The organism is Caproiciproducens sp., assembly GCF_053840905.1.
The window spans coordinates 85,674-101,386 of record NZ_JBNLXQ010000005.1 but is presented as its reverse complement, the minus strand read 5'-3'; the positions used below and the strand labels follow the sequence as shown (position 1 = coordinate 101,386).

Sequence of the window (15,713 nt, the reverse complement as noted above, 5' to 3'; positions counted from 1 at the left end):
TGAGTATAATCGTTTCTGTTTTATGCAGACTATTCTCTGAAAATCAAATGAATCGGAGAGAAAAATGAACAGGTTATCTTTCGGCAGACTGCCCCGGCACATTGGGATTATTCCGGACGGCAACAGGCGATGGGCTGAGAAGAACGGGTATGAAAAACAGGACGGCTATAAATTCGGCATTGAACCGGGATTTGAGCTCTACAAAGCCTGCCTTGAACTCGGGATTCAGGAAATGACTTTCTACGGTTTTACCATCGACAATACGAAGCGCCCGTCCGTTCAGACAAAAGCCTTTCAGAGCGCCTGTGTGGACGCGGTCAGGAACCTGGCCAACCGGGACGCCGACCTCCTGATCGTCGGCAATACGGAGTCGCCGCTGTTCCCGAAAGAGCTTCTGCCTTATTCCAAAAGGGTGCGTTTCGGCCGCGGCCTTATGAAAGTCAATTTTCTGGTGAACTACGGATGGAACTGGGACTTAAGCTGCTCCCTGAAAAACAGCGAAGCGGGCTTCGGCGGCAGCATGGCAAATACGATCGCGTCCTGCGACATCTCAAGAATCGATTTGATCATCCGCTGGGGAGGAAGACGCCGCCTGAGCGGTTTTCTGCCCATTCAGTCCATCTACGCGGACATTTATGTGCTGGACGAGCTGTGGCCGGATTTCAGGCCCGAGCAGTTTTATCGGGCCCTCGCGTGGTATCAGGACCAGGATGTCACCCTCGGCGGCTGATTTTCGGCAGCGCATCAGACCAGCATCTCAAAAATTCCGAGCGCGATGACGATCCCTCCCGAAATCAGCGGGACAAACCGGGAAAGCGACTTTGGAATGCAGCCTCTTCCCACACGGTACCCCAGGGTAATAGAAAACATACTGATCAGAAATGTAAAAATCGTCGTGGCGCATATGTTCAGCCCCGAGATGCTCGCGCCGACGCCCATGCCGAAATTATTGACGGTCAGCGCCAGGGCCAGGATTGCGGACTCTCTGACATCGATTGTTCCCGAGCTGTCCAGATCCGCTTTTCCGGGGTCTTTGAGCACGGTGTTGAGATTCCCCTTTTCCTTCTGCCCGGCTTCCTCTTTTTCCCGCGGCTTTTTAAAGAAATCCCTGAGGAACCAAAGCCCGATGAGGATCAGGAGGATGCCGCCAAGCATATTGGATACCGACGCGGGAAAAAAACGGCCGATGATCCCGCCGATCCACATGGAAAGAAAGGTGCCGGCCCCCGTGATAACGGCAATCAGAAAATTAATAAAAAAATTCATTTTAATCTTCCGCATTCCAAAGGTAATTGCCACGGTAAAATTGTCAAGGTTTGCCGACAGCGCAAATAATAATACGGATATCAGATACAAATTCACTCACCGCCAAAACATTATTTCTACCATAATAATGTCGGCGGCAAATTTATGTGATTGAATTTTTAAACGAAGCACGGCTAACAATAACTGTCAGCTTTCGTAAAGGATATCGCGGCGGTATTTCGTCAAAACTATACCTGTCCGTACCAAATCCATTTTGCGTGCGGTACAGGAGGGATGAATAAATGACACACGAAGGGCATATGGATACCGAGCATTCAGCGCAGTCAGCCGGTTCGGAATTTCTCCGCTGGTTTGGACGAATGATTATTACAGCAGTCGTTCTTGCAGTCGTATCGTTTTTGACCCCGGGCTTTTCCATCCGAGGATTATGGTCATTTCTGCTTGCTGCAGTAGTCATCAGCGTGATTGACTATCTGGTGGAAAAGATGATGAAAGTGGACGCGGCCCCCTTTGGGAAAGGATTGAAAGGATTTATTATATCCGCAATTATCATTTACGCCGCGCAGTTTTTGGTCCCCGGCATGAGCGTTTCGATCATCGGCGCCATTCTGGGCGCTTTGGTCATCGGCATTGTCGATGCGGTCTTTCCAGTCAGAGTCATGTAGCATGGAGTAATTCCTGAAACATTTGTAAAGGAGGTCTGAAAAGCGAAACGCTTTTCAGACCTCCGTCTTTTGATTGAAAAAACAATGCCAGCCCCGGCAGTTTTAGCCATCCCCAGACTCCCGAAAAGCGTCCATGCACGCCGCGGAGTAAGAGGCGATCTGCTTTTTGCAGAGGGTGTAAACGTCCTCCCTGCGGTAATTCTGGTACCACTCCACGGTATATTCCAACGCTTTCTTCAGATTCATGCGGGGCTTCCACCCGAGAAACGTCTTCGCTTTGGTGCAGTCAAGGCTCAGCATAGCGGTCTCATGCAGGGACGTATATTCCGAGCAGTCCACCCACTCTCCTCTTCCCCAGAGCGAGATCAGCTCGTCGGCCAGCCGGCTGACCGTGACAGCAGAGTCCGGATCCGGACTGAAATTCCATGCCCCCGTGTACCGCGAACCCTTCTCCGTCATTTGATACGCCAGCAGAAGATAGCCGTAAAGCGGCTCCAGAACATGCTGCCACGGCCGGACGGACTCGGGATTCCGGAGCATAATGGGGCTGTGGGACTGCAGGGCGCGGATACAGTCGGGAACGAGCCTGTCTTCCGCCCAGTCCCCTCCCCCTAACAGGTTGCCCGCCCGCGCGGTAGAGACGAATTTCCCGGGACGGGTACTGAAAAAGGAGCTCCGGTACGCGGCCGTAACAAGCTCCGCGCAGCCCTTGCTGGCGCTGTACGGATCATATCCGCCCAGCGCGTCCCCTTCCCGGTAGCCCCAGAGCTGCTCCCTGTTTTCATAGCATTTGTCGGACGTAACGATCACGCCCGTTTTTACGGTCCGGGAAAGCCGGATGTTTTCCAGCACCTCCACGGTTCCCATGACATTGATCTCGAACGTCTCGCCCGGGATTTCATAGGAACGGCGGACAATGGGCTGCGCGGCAAGGTGAAACACGATTTCCGGCTCGTACAGGTCGAAAATCTGTTTGAGTCTTGCCCCGTCGCGAATATCCCCGCGGATATCCGCCATTCTGTGCCGCAGCCCGCACAGGCTGAAATTGCCGTTTTCCGCCGGAGGGTCCAGCGCGTAGCCGACCACCCTTGCGCCCAGCAAATACAGCCACAGGCAGAGCCAGGAGCCCTTAAAGCCCGTGTGGCCGGTCACCAGCACGTTTTTCCCGCGGTAAAAGCCCCCGAACATTCTGCTCAGGTCTATTTCCATATCTTCCATGGCGTCTCCCCCGTTTCGCAAAACATATTGACCTTTTCCACATCCTTTCAGTATCAATCGCCGTCCGGACCGTGCCTGTAAACGGCAAGCTTGTGGGCAAGGGCAGGCCCGTGCCCTGCTCTTTCTGTACAAAACCGCGCTTTCCCTTCACCGATGCCCTGTTTCTTTATATATGCAAATACCGGAGCGTTTACCACTGCTGAAAAGCTGACAGCCCTTTTAACGATTTGCTTTCAGCTCGATCAGCCTGAGGTTGTTTTTCAGCCTTTCGTTCCTGGGGCTGAACGCCAGCGCCGCCTTTGCGTGGGCAAGGGATTCCCCGTACAGGCCGAGCCGGTAACAGGCGATTGCGCACAGGTCATCCGGCGTATGATCCCACGCGTATCCCATGTTGACATAGACCATGGACTTCTGCTCGATCTTCAGCGCTTCCGCCGCCATATAGTACGCCATGGGCCAGTTTGATGTCTGATAGGCCATCTGGGCGCACTCCACATAGGGTTCACGCAGATGGGGCGCTTCCGCGATGGCGCGGCAGTACCAGTTGAAAGCCTCCGTCGGATTGGAAAGCCGGAAGCAGGATTTTGCGATCCAGCGCATGGACGCGCACCGTTCTTCCTTCCAGACGGAGGACGGCAGCGCCAGATGCCGTTTTAATTCCGCGATGCATTCCTTCCACATGCCCTTGTACATATATTCCCGTCCAAGGTAATACGCCACGCGGTCGTCCTGAGGCGTTTCCTTCGCCGCAAGCTCCAGCAGAGGCAGATAGGACCCCCTGGATTTTGTGGCGTCCGGGTAATGATTCAGCTCCATCCCGGTAATGTAGATGATTTTTTCCGGTCCGGCGCCGACATATTTCAGGCACTCGTGAACGGGATAAGCCCATTGATAGCTGTGCCTGTCGTGGATTTTGAAGTAGCTGAACTGCACGTCGGGCGTGCCGTCCTCTTTCAGGCTCCAGTTGTAAAGGTATTTCCCCATGGTGGTGCCGGACCGCCACGCTTTTTCCACACACTCGCGCCACCCCTTGGTAAATACTTCGTCAAGATCGGTGCACACGCAGATATCGGCGTCCTCCGGGACATGCTCGAGGGACCGGTTGCGCGCCGCGTCGAACCGCCAGGGCTTTATTTCTTCCGTGCAGACCACCGCGCCGCGCTCCCTCAATTTTTCAACAGTGCCGTCGGTGGAGCCCGTATCCGTCACAACGATCACGTCCGCCTCCCCCATGGAATCCATCCAGCGGTCGACAAACTTTTCCTCATTCTTACAGATCGCATACACGCAAATTCGATACTTTTTCAAAGGATCACCTCAAACCTTCGGGTCTGGCTGCGCATCGGGAAGCTTCAGCTGAATCAGTTCCAGATTCTTTTTCAGGCGCTCGTCGTCCGGCTGCAGTTCGCACGCCCTTGCAGCGTAATCGCAGGACAACCGGTACAGTCCCAGCCGGTAGGCGCTGATCGCCCCAAGGTCGTACAGCGAATATCCCCACGCGGCCGGCTCAAACAGATAGCTGCCCGATTTTTCCGTGATTTTCAGCGCCTCGCCGACCATAAAAAAGACAAGGGGCCAGTCGTTCGTCCGGTACCCGAGCCGGGCCATCTGGTGATAGGGCTCCCGGATCGCCGGACATTCGGCAATCGCCCTGAACAGCCACAGGCGGGCCGCGTTTTCATCTCCCTTTTCCTGATAACAGTTCGCGATAAAGCGCATGGCGGCGCACCGTTCCTCGTTCCAGAGGGCGGTGGGCATCTTCAGGTAATTGTTCAATGTTTCGATGCTTTTGTCGGGCATTCCCTGATACATATATTCCCGGCCCAGCCAGAAGGCGACCCGGTCGTCCTGCGGATTTTCTTTGGCGGACAGCTCAAGCAGGGGCAGGTACTGGCTTCTGGGTTTACCGGTATCCGGATAGTGGTTCAGCACCAGGCCGGGAACCCACACCGTTCTGTCCGGATCCCCGCCGCTGTAGGCCAGAATCTCGTGGACCGGATGCACCCACCGGAAGCCGTGCCGCCGGTGAATTTTCTCCATTGTGAACTGCTTGCCGTATGTCCCGTCGCTGTTATGGCTCCAGGTAAACAGATACCTTGCGCGTGTATAGACAGGAAGCCAGACGTCTTCCAGCTTTTTCCTCCACCCCGCTTCGAACACCTCGTCCAGATCGTTGGAAACGCAGATGTCCGCGTCCTCGGGGATATGGTCCATGGCCAGATTTCTCGCCGTGTCGAACCGCCAGGGGCTGATGGTTTCCACATAGACGACGGCCCCCCGTTCGCGGAGCTTTTCCACCGTTCTGTCCGTGGAGCCCGTGTCCGTTACAACTACCAGGTCCGCCTCGCTGACCGCGTCCATCCAGCGGTCGACGAACTTTTCCTCGTTCTTTGTAATGGCATAAACGCAGATTTTATACCGGTTCAATTCCGCACCCTCTTCCCAATAATTATGTAAATCGTTTGGTCCCCTCTTTCGAGGAGGCCAAACGATCATCCTACCCATTATTTTTCCGTGCGGGCCGGGTTTAAGCGATGGTTACGCCGGCACTTGCATAACCGGCAGCCGTATTGACGAGAGTGACCCCTGCAGCGGTAATAGAGTAAACCATCAGCAGACGCGTTCCCGCTGTTACCGGGATACTCAGCCCTGTCACAATTCCACTGGACACGGTACCGATGGCGATAATACCCGTCAGCGCAGGTGCCAGAGTAACCAGCGTACCGGCAATCGGTGTGAACGTATTGTCCGGGGTGGTCGATTCATACAGCTGCGCGGTGATCGTCACCGTTGATCCCACCAAAGATAATGCCACCGTTGTGCTGAAGAAGGCGGCAACGGAAGTGATCGTACCGTCACGCGGAACCGAGAACGCTTCGTTGATTCCAATGCCGGGACCACCCGTAAGGTCAATCGTCGCTCCAAGCACATTCACACCCTGGGCTGAAGTACCAAAGCCAATAAATCCGGGCAGTCCGGCAAGGCCGCCTAAAATGGATGTCAGGGCAACCGGCGTCCCCGATGCAAAGGGGATAATCGCCGATCCGCCTGTCGGACCGGTATCTCCCGTCGGACCTGTCGGGCCGGTATCTCCCGTTGGACCCGTCGGGCCGGTATCTCCCGTTGGACCCGTCGGGCCGGTATCTCCCGTCGGACCTGTCGGACCGGTATCTCCCGTTGGACCCGTCGGACCGGTATCTCCCGTTGGACCCGTCGGGCCGGTGGAAACACCTATTTGTGCGCAACCGTAATTTTTTAGTTTCATAACCACGCAAAAGCGCCGCTGAAACGCGGCGCTCATTGCTTAATAAAACCGGCATGATTGTTTGTTTTATTAACCCTCTATTTAATCATTTAATTAGGGACTTGGCATATTCATTTAACATTTTATTTCTTTCTGAAATAAAATCTTCATAGCTCAATGAAAATGTATCATGCGGGCATATAGCTGCATCTAAAATTTGTGTTAATTTCGTCTGATCGATCATTTTCACATAATCGCTAGGTGCTTTGTCTTTGATTTTTTGATTGTCCGAATTGTTCAAAAAGCAAAAATTTGCGAGGAAATAAATCTCTTTTCTTTCTTTTCCGCTTCTCTGGAGATACTTATCCGGAAAGATATGATGAAATTCCTTAGTGCTCGCATGTTTTAACGTTACAGAAAGGTCGACATTTGAACCTGAAATAAATGACTTTGGGCCTCTAGATGCAAGCAGAGCGATAAATGTTTTAGTATTGACAGATGTGAGCGCAAAACTGTTAGTTAAAAAGAAATCATCAGGAATAACACACTTAAAGTTTGCTATTTCAGTGTCTCCATTTTCTCTAAGTTTGTTCATTGCCAAAAGATCTGCCGCGTGGGCACTGTTTACACCGCTTGAGTATCTTCTTGAAAAGCAGCATCTCCAAAACCATCTGACAAGTTGTGAGCGCTGTTTTTCTGAATAGAGATTTCCATTGGTTCTACTAGACCCAAAAAACTTCACTAACGATACAATCATTGCAGGATAAGGAACAAACTCTAAAGAGTAAAGATGCAACTCTCCCCTAATAAAATCAACTGCAGATTTTAATCCATTAGTAATCGCTTCAAAATTTGTTCTAAATTTTTCCCCGTCCAAATCCATGATTGCACTTGGCGATGTGCTTCCTAAAATAAAACCTGTGAAGCATTTCATTAATAAATCTTGATCCTCCGCTAGACCATCAAAGCCATAATCACTCAGTTCAGCAGACAATTCATCAAGTTTATCTTGCAAGTCGAATTCCGTGCTCCAGCTCCAAGCAGTTAATAGTTGAAATGGGTCTAAAGGAACTCCAGCCCGATTAATGCGTTCAAAAACAATAGCAACATTGCCCTTATTGTCTGTATGCATAATCTGAACAGGAATTGCGACACTTTGAAAAACTCCAAACATTTCATCTATTTCAACAGCGATTCTATCGTCTAGAGCATTCACGGCCTTCCTATATTTTACGGGATCGAAAAGGACATTCAACGGAAAGTGTTTTGACGGATCAACGTCAGAGTCAGCTAGAGCAATAAAACATGGCTGTTGCTGAAACGTTTTGCTGCCGATAACATAATATATGTCCATCCAATTAGAACCCGGAGCTGGTGTTAAGTGAGTCTGAAAAACAGAAAAGATAGATGTTATTCTCTGTTGTCCATCAAGAATGTAGTCAATCGGATATTCTTCTTTAGGTTCAGGTAAAGAATAACGCCCCAGATTTCGTTCGCTATGTAAGCGTTCTTTAGTACGCCAAATTAAAATAGCGCCAACTGGATATTTTTTATATAAGCTATCCATAAAAAAAGCTACATCTTCTGGTTCCCACACAAAACCTCGCTGAAAAGATGGTATGCGAAGCGCACCACTATAAATTTGTGATATAATGTCCCGGATCATTAATTGTTCCATATAATTTCCTCACTTTCGTGCTCATATTTAAATTTGATCATCGTTGCTTTTATGTTTCGCCCAGCGTTTCCAGCAACTCCTTAAATCCGTCCATCGCGGACTGCAAATTGTCAATGATATCGGAAGCCAATACATCCGGGTCTGGCAGGCTGTCCAGATCGGTCAGGGACTTGTCCTTGATCCAGAGAATATCAAGGCTGGTTTTATCCCGTGCTAAAATTTCTTCCACGCCAAATCTACGAAAACGGCCATCCGGGTTCTCCTCCGACCATGTTTCGGTTCTCTGATAGCGGTTGTTCGGATGATAACACCGCACGAAATCATCCAGGTCGGCTCGAGTCATCGGGTGCTGTTTCAGCGTGAAATGCACATTCGTGCGGAAATCATATATCCAGACTTCTTTTGTCTGCGTATCCGGGCTGGCCGGACGTTTATCAAAAAAGATGACATTCGCCTTGACGCCCGGCTTATAGAATATCCCTGTGGGCAGGCGAAGAATGGTGTGCAGGTCGGTTGTTTCCAGCAGCTTTTTCCGTACGATTTCGCCCGTGCCCGCTTCAAACAGCACGTTGTCTGGCACGACCACGGCGGCCTTGCCGGTGTTTTTCAGTAACGTGTTGATGTGCTGCACAAAATTGAGCTGCTTATTTGAACCGGTCGCCCAGAAGTCCTGCCGGGAATAGACAAGTTCTTCTTTCTCCTGCTCCCCTTGCTCATTAGTGAACGTCATGGAGGATTTTTTGCCGAACGGCGGATTGGTCAGGACATAATCGAACCGTTCGCCCGGGTCGGAGAGCAGCGCGTCGTTGCGTGTGATGGGAACGGTACCGTAAAGGTCGCCGATGTTGTGCAGAAAAAGGTTCATCAGGCTGAGGCGATAAGTGGAGCGTACAATTTCCCAGCCTCGGAACGTGCTGTTTTTCAAAAACTCCTTCTGCTCACGGTCGAGAGAATAGTGGGTGGCAATGTATTTCTGCTCCGCGAGGAAAAAGCCGCCGCTGCCGCAGGCCGGGTCTGCAATGGTTTTCATCGGTTCCGGCTTCAGGCATTCCACCATTGCCTGAATCAGAGGGCGCGGCGTGAAGAACTGCCCTGCGCCGCTTTTAATATCCTCCGCGTTCTTTTGCAGCAAGCCCTCGTAGATTTCTCCCTTGACATCAGTGGACATGGACGCCCATTTTTCCGCGTCCACCATTTTTACGATTCGGGAAAGTTTTGCCGCTTCGCTGATTTTATTCTGCGCTCCCTGAAATATTTCCCCAAGGATACCGCTCATCGTACCCAGCTTGTCGAGTGTCGCTTTATATTGTTCCTCAAGATCAGAACCGGTTAGCATGTTCAAATCAGACCATGTATATCCAACGGGAATACTGAGGCTTTTGTTATAGGGCGGCTTCGCGTATTCGTCCGCCATTTTTAAAAATATCAGATAGGTAAGCTGTTCCAGGTAGTCGCCGTAAGGCACGCCGTCGTCGTACAGCACACCGCACATAGACCAGACTTTAGAAATAATGGTGGAGGTTTGTTCAGGCATGATGAGTCTCGCTTTCTTTGGTTTTTGTTGAAACGCATTTTTGCAAAGAAGTTATGGATTTATCGATGGATTTTAAATAGCGAGTTATGTTCTTCATCTCCTGATAAGTATCCTCTGCAGGAGAATCATAAATTAGAGCCCAGAAAAATTGCTTTAAATCAATTACTGCGGATTCATGATAATGGGAGGTGCTATCCGTATACGAAATGTCTATAGTCAGTAATTCTTTGCTCATCTGTTCTAATTGCAAATGACTGCCAATGCAAATATACCAACTCTGGCCTATGCCGAGTGCAAATGAAGAGCTGCTTAATTTTTCAATATGCTCCTTGTCAGCATTATCGGCCATATTTTCAAGGAAAGCGGATGACACCTTGATATTTACATCTTGAGCAATTCGTTTTCCATGATTTTGTATATGTAGAACAGCTAATCCGCTTCTGATCAACTCAAATGTAACCGTGACAGAAGCCCGGTTGCTTTCCTCAAACTGACGCTTTGATTCCGCAACCTGCTCGCGAGTCGCCTTTGCCGAGCGGTAATTAAAAATACAAATCAGTATTGTAGCAATGACATAGATCACGGTAATGGCAATCATAATCCAATCTGTCATATTTACGCCAGCTTCCCATCAAAGGCTTTTTTCAAAATGCTCTGCCGCAGAGCCTGCGTTTGTTGCAGAGATTCGTCCACTGTTTTCTCAATTTTGTCGCAGACGGATAGGCGGGATTCAATATCCTCAATAATTCGGGATGCTTCTTCATCATCAACATTCGGAACATGTGAATCTCTTATATCGTCCAAGCCAAGCCCTAATTTCCCTTCACCTCGTTTATTTTTGAGTAAATCGGCCTGTCCAAACTCACTTCTTAAATACCATGCAAAAAGCTTTGATTGCTTTTTATTTCTGAATCGGACCAAAGCAATATGCTGATTTATATAAGCTTCACCAAAATTCGATGGGATTAGTCCGATACTTCCTAAATCAGCAGTAATTGAAACCAACACATCTCCCTCTTGAAGTAAAGTTCGCGTTCCCTCTGTATTATCTGGAAGAAAAATATGTTGAGTTTCTGATAGATCAATATTGATACCTGTTCTTGTCAAATTGCCAATACGAACAAAGATTGCACCTTGATCGCTATAATATTTAGCCCATCCTCGGGAACCACTGGTAACCACAGATGTGCTCTCCCGTATTGTCATCCTTGCCGAAACAGAAGAAAACGCCTGCTTCAGCACCGCCTGCCGATATATTTTCAGCCTTTTTTTTGCCGTTTGCAGTTCTGTGACGCTGGCATCCAAATTGGAGAACAATTCTTCAATTTTTGCAACAACCAATCGTTGTTGTTTCTCATCTGGTACGACAAGCTCTGTGTTTTTCAAAATTTCCGGGTTAACATGAGGAGTTCCCGTTCCTTTTTTTCTTGTATTCAACAATGTGAATTGTCCTTGTAAAAAATAGAAAAAATATTCTGAAATAAGCCCTCTCGCAGAAACTTTGGCCAATGTTGAACCTACTGCTCCCTTGATAGCGCGTCCAACTAAGCCAGAGCGAGAGCCATCGCAGACGATAAGAATGTCGCCGTTGTCACAAAGTGTACATTTTTCTCCGTCAGTATAACTATTAACAACTCCGGTTTCAAATGCTTTGATATTAACATAAGGCATATAACCGTGTATGTTTTTTTTAGCCTGATGCGCTGGCTTTTTTCCTTTTTCCATGTTCAATATAGTACCAAGCTTAACAGATTTCAAAAACTCTATCTCCTTATTACGCCACCAGCGCTTCGTTCATCTCGTTCAGCACATTCAGATACTCGCTGCCGAACAGTTCATAATATCTGCCCAGCCCGCCTTTTTCATCAAACGGTGTCAGTTCCAGATCGTCCGGCTCTACGCTGAGCGAAACGGCAATGTGGTCTTTGATGAGCCGCAGCCACTCCATCTGTTCGTCGGAAAAATGGATGTGTCCGGCGTTCTTCGCCATTGTCCAGCGCATAAAGTTATAGTTCACCGTGTCCGCAAAGGGGGAAAGAGTGTCGGTATACCCCATTTCAAACCGAATCATGGAAATCAAATCGGTCAGCACCCGCATGGTGCCTTTCCCTTTGACCGCTTCCGGCCTGCGGATGGCATAGCAATCCCACAGCCGCTCTATGGTTATCCCGTAGGGAGCGGCAGTCAGCTTTTCGTATAGCGCCTTCATTTTCTCTATGGTCATGGGGCGGTTTCGATAGGTTTCGCTGTAAATAATCCGAAGCGCGATGATCTCGTCCTTGTTTTCCTCAATGAAGCGACGGAACGAGCGGATGGTTTCCTCCGCTTTTTCCGCTTGCCGCGCGTCCCAGCCGGAAAATGTGACGGTGTCAACATTTACCGTGTCGATGATCTGATCGTGGCTCTTGCGGGCATTCTCAACAAACTGACGCACCTCCGGCAGATAAAACGGTTTGACCGCGTCCGCGATCAAGGCTTCCTGCGCCCGTGCCTGCTTTTGCTCGGGGGATTCTCCCTCAGCGGCGGGAAGCGATAGGGCGCGGCTTTCGATGACGTCCGGATCGAAAGCATCCAACAGGCTCTGCACCGCGGATTTTACCGCTACACCGTCCGTCAGAGCCTGAAAATTCTTCTGCTCCTTTGGAGTCAGTTCTTTATCCAAATGGGTCAGGCGGTTGGCAAGCGATGTGAGCGTATCCTCATCGTGAGCGCCCAGCGCAACGCCCATCATTAAATCTTTCAGGGAAACGGTCGGTTTGCGTTCCAGCGTGCGGGAATCGGTTTTTACCGTCTTGGAAACGCCCACGGCATCCACAAGGACATAATGCGTTTTGCCGGACACGGCGGATGGCGTAACCTTCTGTAAATCGTCCTTGGAGAGCGTCCTGGTGCCGCGCCCTTTCATCTGCTCAAAGTAATTTTTGCTTTTGACATCGCGCATGAACACCAGACACTCGATCGGCTTTACGTCCGTGCCCGTGGCGATCATATCGACTGTGACGGCAATGCGAGGATAATAGTCGTTGCGGAAAGCGGACAGCGCGCTTTCCGGGTTGTCGGCCTGGTAGGTGATTTTGCGGCAGAACTCATTCCCCTCGCCGAATTCTTCGCGCACAATCTGAATAATATCATCCGCGTGGCTGTCTGTTTTGGCAAAGATCAACGTTTTGGGGACTTCTTTTCGCCCGGGGAACAGTTCGGTAAACAAAGCGTTATGGAACGCTTTGACGACAGTGCGGATCTGGCTTGGGTTCACGATGTCGCGGTCGAGCTGGACGCTTTTATAGGCGACGTCTTCATCCATCTGCTCCCAGCGCTTTTTACGGGACAAACGGTCGCGGCGCTCGATCAGCTGCTTTAAAATCGTCGCTCCGTTTTTGCCGACTTCCGTTTCGATGGTGAAGATATCGCCTCCGACATTCACACCGTCAATAACGGCCTGCTCATGGGAATACTCGCTGACCACATTCTGCTGAAAAAAGCCAAAGGTGCGCTTGTCCGGCGTGGCGGTCAGCCCGACTAGGAAAGAATCAAAATAGTCCAAAACCTGCTGCCATACGTTATAGATAGAACGGTGGCACTCGTCAATGATGATAACGTCGAACATCTCGGGAGGGTAATTTTCGTTGTATACGACCTCTTTGGGTTTGCCGTCGATTTTTACCTCGTTGAGAGATGTTTCCTCAAGGCTTTCATCCATTTCTTCCTCGCGCAGGATAGAATACATCCGCTGGATTGTGCTGATACAGACTTGCGCGTCCTTTGGGATATGGGAAGATTGCAACCTGCGCACGGAGTATATTTCGGAAAATGTGCGGAAGTCGTCCGACGGGCGATAGGCAAGAAATTCGCGCTCCGCCTGTTCTCCCAACCCTTTTGTATCAACCAAAAACAACACACGGGCCGCCTTGGAAAATTTCAGCAGGCGATAGGCGGCGGTAATCGCGGTGAATGTTTTACCGGCTCCAGTCGCCATCTGAATCAGCGCGCGGGGCCGGTTTTCCGCAAAAGAGCGCTCCAGATTTTTAATTGCGGTAATTTGGCAGTCACGGAATCCCGTGGTGTCAAATTCCGGGTAGTGCTTCATATTGTTGCGGAGGGTAGCGTTTCCCCTTGCCAGCCACATCCGCAAAGTTTCCGGGCGATGGAATGTAAAAACAGGGTGGGAACGGTATTTCTCATCGGCATAGTCCGTAAAGCGAGTCAGGACATCGGTGGCTTCATAAGCGAAGCGGATCACTGTGTCCGCCTGCGCCCATTTCAAGGTGCTTCCCGCATACCGGGAGGATTGCCCCTCGACCGTTGTAATATTTTCTCCCGCTTCGCTTTTTTTTGCTTCTATCACACCGACAGGCGTCCCATCCACAAATAAAGCGTAATCTGCCGGGCCGGTGCTGGTGGGGGTATTCACGAACCGCGACGCCGATGCCGGCTGCCGGATTGAATGCGTCCCGGTTCTGGACAATCCATCCTGACGCGGCGAGTTTCTCATCAATTTCGACTCTTGCAGTTTCTTCCGGGGTCATGAATAACCACCTCGCTTTATTTATTGACTATCTGGCACCATTTCCATAATATCGCTGATATCGCAGTTTAAAGCCGTGATCAATTAACAGTTTTCAGAGCTTTTTATAACTGCATCCATGCTCCAGTCCCTCTCGACGGTTTTACACATTATATCACAAATATATTCGATCTTTCAATAATAAAGCTACATTGCACTTGTGTTCAGACGAGGAGCGGCTTCATATTCAAAGTCGCTCCTTTCCCGCTCTTTTAGGGCTGTCCAGAGCATCAATGGAGGGCATTTCCTTATTCAGCAGGCTTGCATTCTCTACAGATTTCATATTTTCATGGATAAAAACGCGGATAAATCTCGTGTTATTAGATCGAAATTCAATCAAAATCGTATGCTTTTTCCCGTGAAATCCATTGAAGTTATCCCGGAGGATGGCACTTAATCAAATCCGCTCTTCGTTGGCTATGCCGGCAGGAATTACTGAAGCAGTCAGTTGCATCGCCTATTTCGACACGCGGATACGGACATATATGTCTGACAACACGAGCGGTTCTGCAGCATTCCCGAGCGGATTGGGAGCGGCTTCCGTCGAGATATCCTGTGCCTTGGAGCGGGTGGAGCGGGTTTTTCTCACATATTGCGTTACGCGAAGCCAAAAAATATTTCAGCTAAAATAATAAAAAGAATATATAGGATCCCGCTCCCTTTCGCCATCCCGCTCATAAGCTGTCCCATTTTTTCTATCAGGAGGTGCCTTATGCCTCACAAGCCGAAGAAACCCTTGCCCTTCCCTGCTGCCAGAACCTGGCCCGTTGGTCGGACTGCGTTATCACTTTAGCCCCGACTCAAAACCGCATTCGCTGCTGACCCCCAGGGGGCGGTCGAATCTCTACGGCTTCGCTTCGCGGACAGCGCGGCAGGCCTTTGTACGCTACACGCGCGAATTCAAAAAATTACACAAAGCCCTGAAACGCTGATGTTTCGGGGCTTTCTCTGCTTTGAAAAACGAGCCTAGCAGGCTGTTTTTTCAAATAGTCGGCTTTTTTCAAAAGGTGTACTTGCTGTCTGCCCGGAAAATCACGGAGCAATTCGGAAATCTGGCGGAAGCGGGAACGGGCGGCGAGGGCGACAACGCGGGACAGGCCGCGATAGGAACGGACAAACCACGACAAAAACAGCGGGAAAAGCGGGCACATTTTGGAAAAACGCCGCATATACTTTCACAAGTGTTTTTGGTTTTTCGTCCCGCTTTATTCGGGTGCCGCGAAAGTACCCGTTGATATAAATCGCACGGCTTTCTCTACATTCTGGCCCTTGATGTCTGTCCCGAAAAGAGTGAGTAATAGTGCCGCGGAAACGCAAAGACTACTTTTTTCGGAGGGAAACACAATGCAAGTTCAATTCAACGTCACAGGCGCGGAGCGCAAAAAGCTGGTAAGCGCAATCAGCGAAATCCTCAATGCGCCGGTGAGCTATCTCGGCGCGCCAAGCTTCGGGTACAAAGTCGGCGGCTACACGGTGGCAGAAACGGAACGCTCAGCGGCGAGCGCAGCGACGCTCTTCTGGGAGCGCTCGCCGAGTGCGGCTTC

The 15,713-nt window shown here is 50.1% G+C and carries 12 protein-coding genes; 2 read left to right on the top strand and 10 right to left on the bottom strand.

The annotated features are described in order from the left end of the window. Positions 1-64: 64 nt before the first annotated feature. Positions 65-730 (top strand): undecaprenyl diphosphate synthase family protein, encoded by a 666-nt coding sequence (locus ACQGQ5_RS06515; protein ID WP_455735749.1) that lies wholly within the window; start codon positions 65-67, stop codon positions 728-730. Positions 731-744: 14 nt separating this feature from the next. Here the strand turns inward: ACQGQ5_RS06515 and ytaF are convergent, their stop codons facing one another. Continuing rightward, entirely contained in the window at positions 745-1,362 is a 618-nt protein-coding gene (gene ytaF / locus ACQGQ5_RS06510; protein ID WP_455735748.1) for a sporulation membrane protein YtaF, read from the bottom strand. A gap of 185 nt (positions 1,363-1,547) precedes the next feature. Between ytaF and ACQGQ5_RS06505 the strand changes: the two genes are divergently transcribed. After that, complete coding sequence (locus ACQGQ5_RS06505; RefSeq protein WP_455735747.1) at positions 1,548-1,931, top strand: phage holin family protein; 384 nt, start codon at positions 1,548-1,550, stop codon at positions 1,929-1,931. 102 nt (positions 1,932-2,033) lie between these two features. On the opposite strand, the gene rfbG is transcribed toward ACQGQ5_RS06505, so the two are convergent. From rfbG to ACQGQ5_RS06460, 9 genes are all read right to left on the bottom strand, one after another. Further along, the gene (gene rfbG / locus ACQGQ5_RS06500; protein ID WP_455735746.1) at positions 2,034-3,149 is read right to left on the bottom strand and encodes a CDP-glucose 4,6-dehydratase; all 1,116 of its coding nucleotides are present in this window, start codon (positions 3,147-3,149) and stop codon (positions 2,034-2,036) included. 219 nt (positions 3,150-3,368) lie between these two features. Further along, positions 3,369-4,457 carry a tetratricopeptide repeat-containing glycosyltransferase gene (locus ACQGQ5_RS06495; protein WP_455735745.1) on the bottom strand — a complete coding sequence of 363 codons (1,089 nt, stop codon included), beginning with the start codon at positions 4,455-4,457 and terminating at the stop codon, positions 3,369-3,371. A gap of 9 nt (positions 4,458-4,466) precedes the next feature. Further along, positions 4,467-5,576, bottom strand: coding sequence for a tetratricopeptide repeat-containing glycosyltransferase (locus tag ACQGQ5_RS06490; protein WP_455735744.1), 1,110 nt, complete (start codon positions 5,574-5,576; stop codon positions 4,467-4,469). Between the two features lie 100 nt (positions 5,577-5,676). Then, positions 5,677-6,414 carry an exosporium glycoprotein BclB-related protein gene (locus tag ACQGQ5_RS06485; protein ID WP_455735743.1) on the bottom strand — a complete coding sequence of 246 codons (738 nt, stop codon included), beginning with the start codon at positions 6,412-6,414 and terminating at the stop codon, positions 5,677-5,679. Positions 6,415-6,499: 85 nt separating this feature from the next. Continuing rightward, a complete protein-coding gene (locus ACQGQ5_RS06480) occupies positions 6,500-8,071 on the bottom strand; it encodes a GmrSD restriction endonuclease domain-containing protein (RefSeq protein ID WP_455735742.1) in 1,572 nt (523 codons plus the stop codon). Between the two features lie 49 nt (positions 8,072-8,120). Further along, positions 8,121-9,605 (bottom strand): N-6 DNA methylase, encoded by a 1,485-nt coding sequence (locus ACQGQ5_RS06475; protein ID WP_455735741.1) that lies wholly within the window; start codon positions 9,603-9,605, stop codon positions 8,121-8,123. Continuing rightward, entirely contained in the window at positions 9,598-10,218 is a 621-nt protein-coding gene (locus ACQGQ5_RS06470; protein WP_455735740.1) for a hypothetical protein, read from the bottom strand. The genes ACQGQ5_RS06475 and ACQGQ5_RS06470 overlap by 8 nt, the downstream gene beginning before the upstream one ends. Positions 10,219-10,220: 2 nt before the next feature. Then, positions 10,221-11,363: a restriction endonuclease subunit S gene (locus tag ACQGQ5_RS06465; RefSeq protein ID WP_455735739.1), complete on the bottom strand. Its 1,143-nt coding sequence runs from the start codon at positions 11,361-11,363 to the stop codon at positions 10,221-10,223. A 16-nt stretch (positions 11,364-11,379) separates the two neighbouring features. Next, positions 11,380-14,097, bottom strand: coding sequence for a type I restriction endonuclease subunit R (locus ACQGQ5_RS06460; RefSeq protein WP_455735738.1), 2,718 nt, complete (start codon positions 14,095-14,097; stop codon positions 11,380-11,382). Positions 14,098-15,713 lie beyond the last annotated feature (1,616 nt).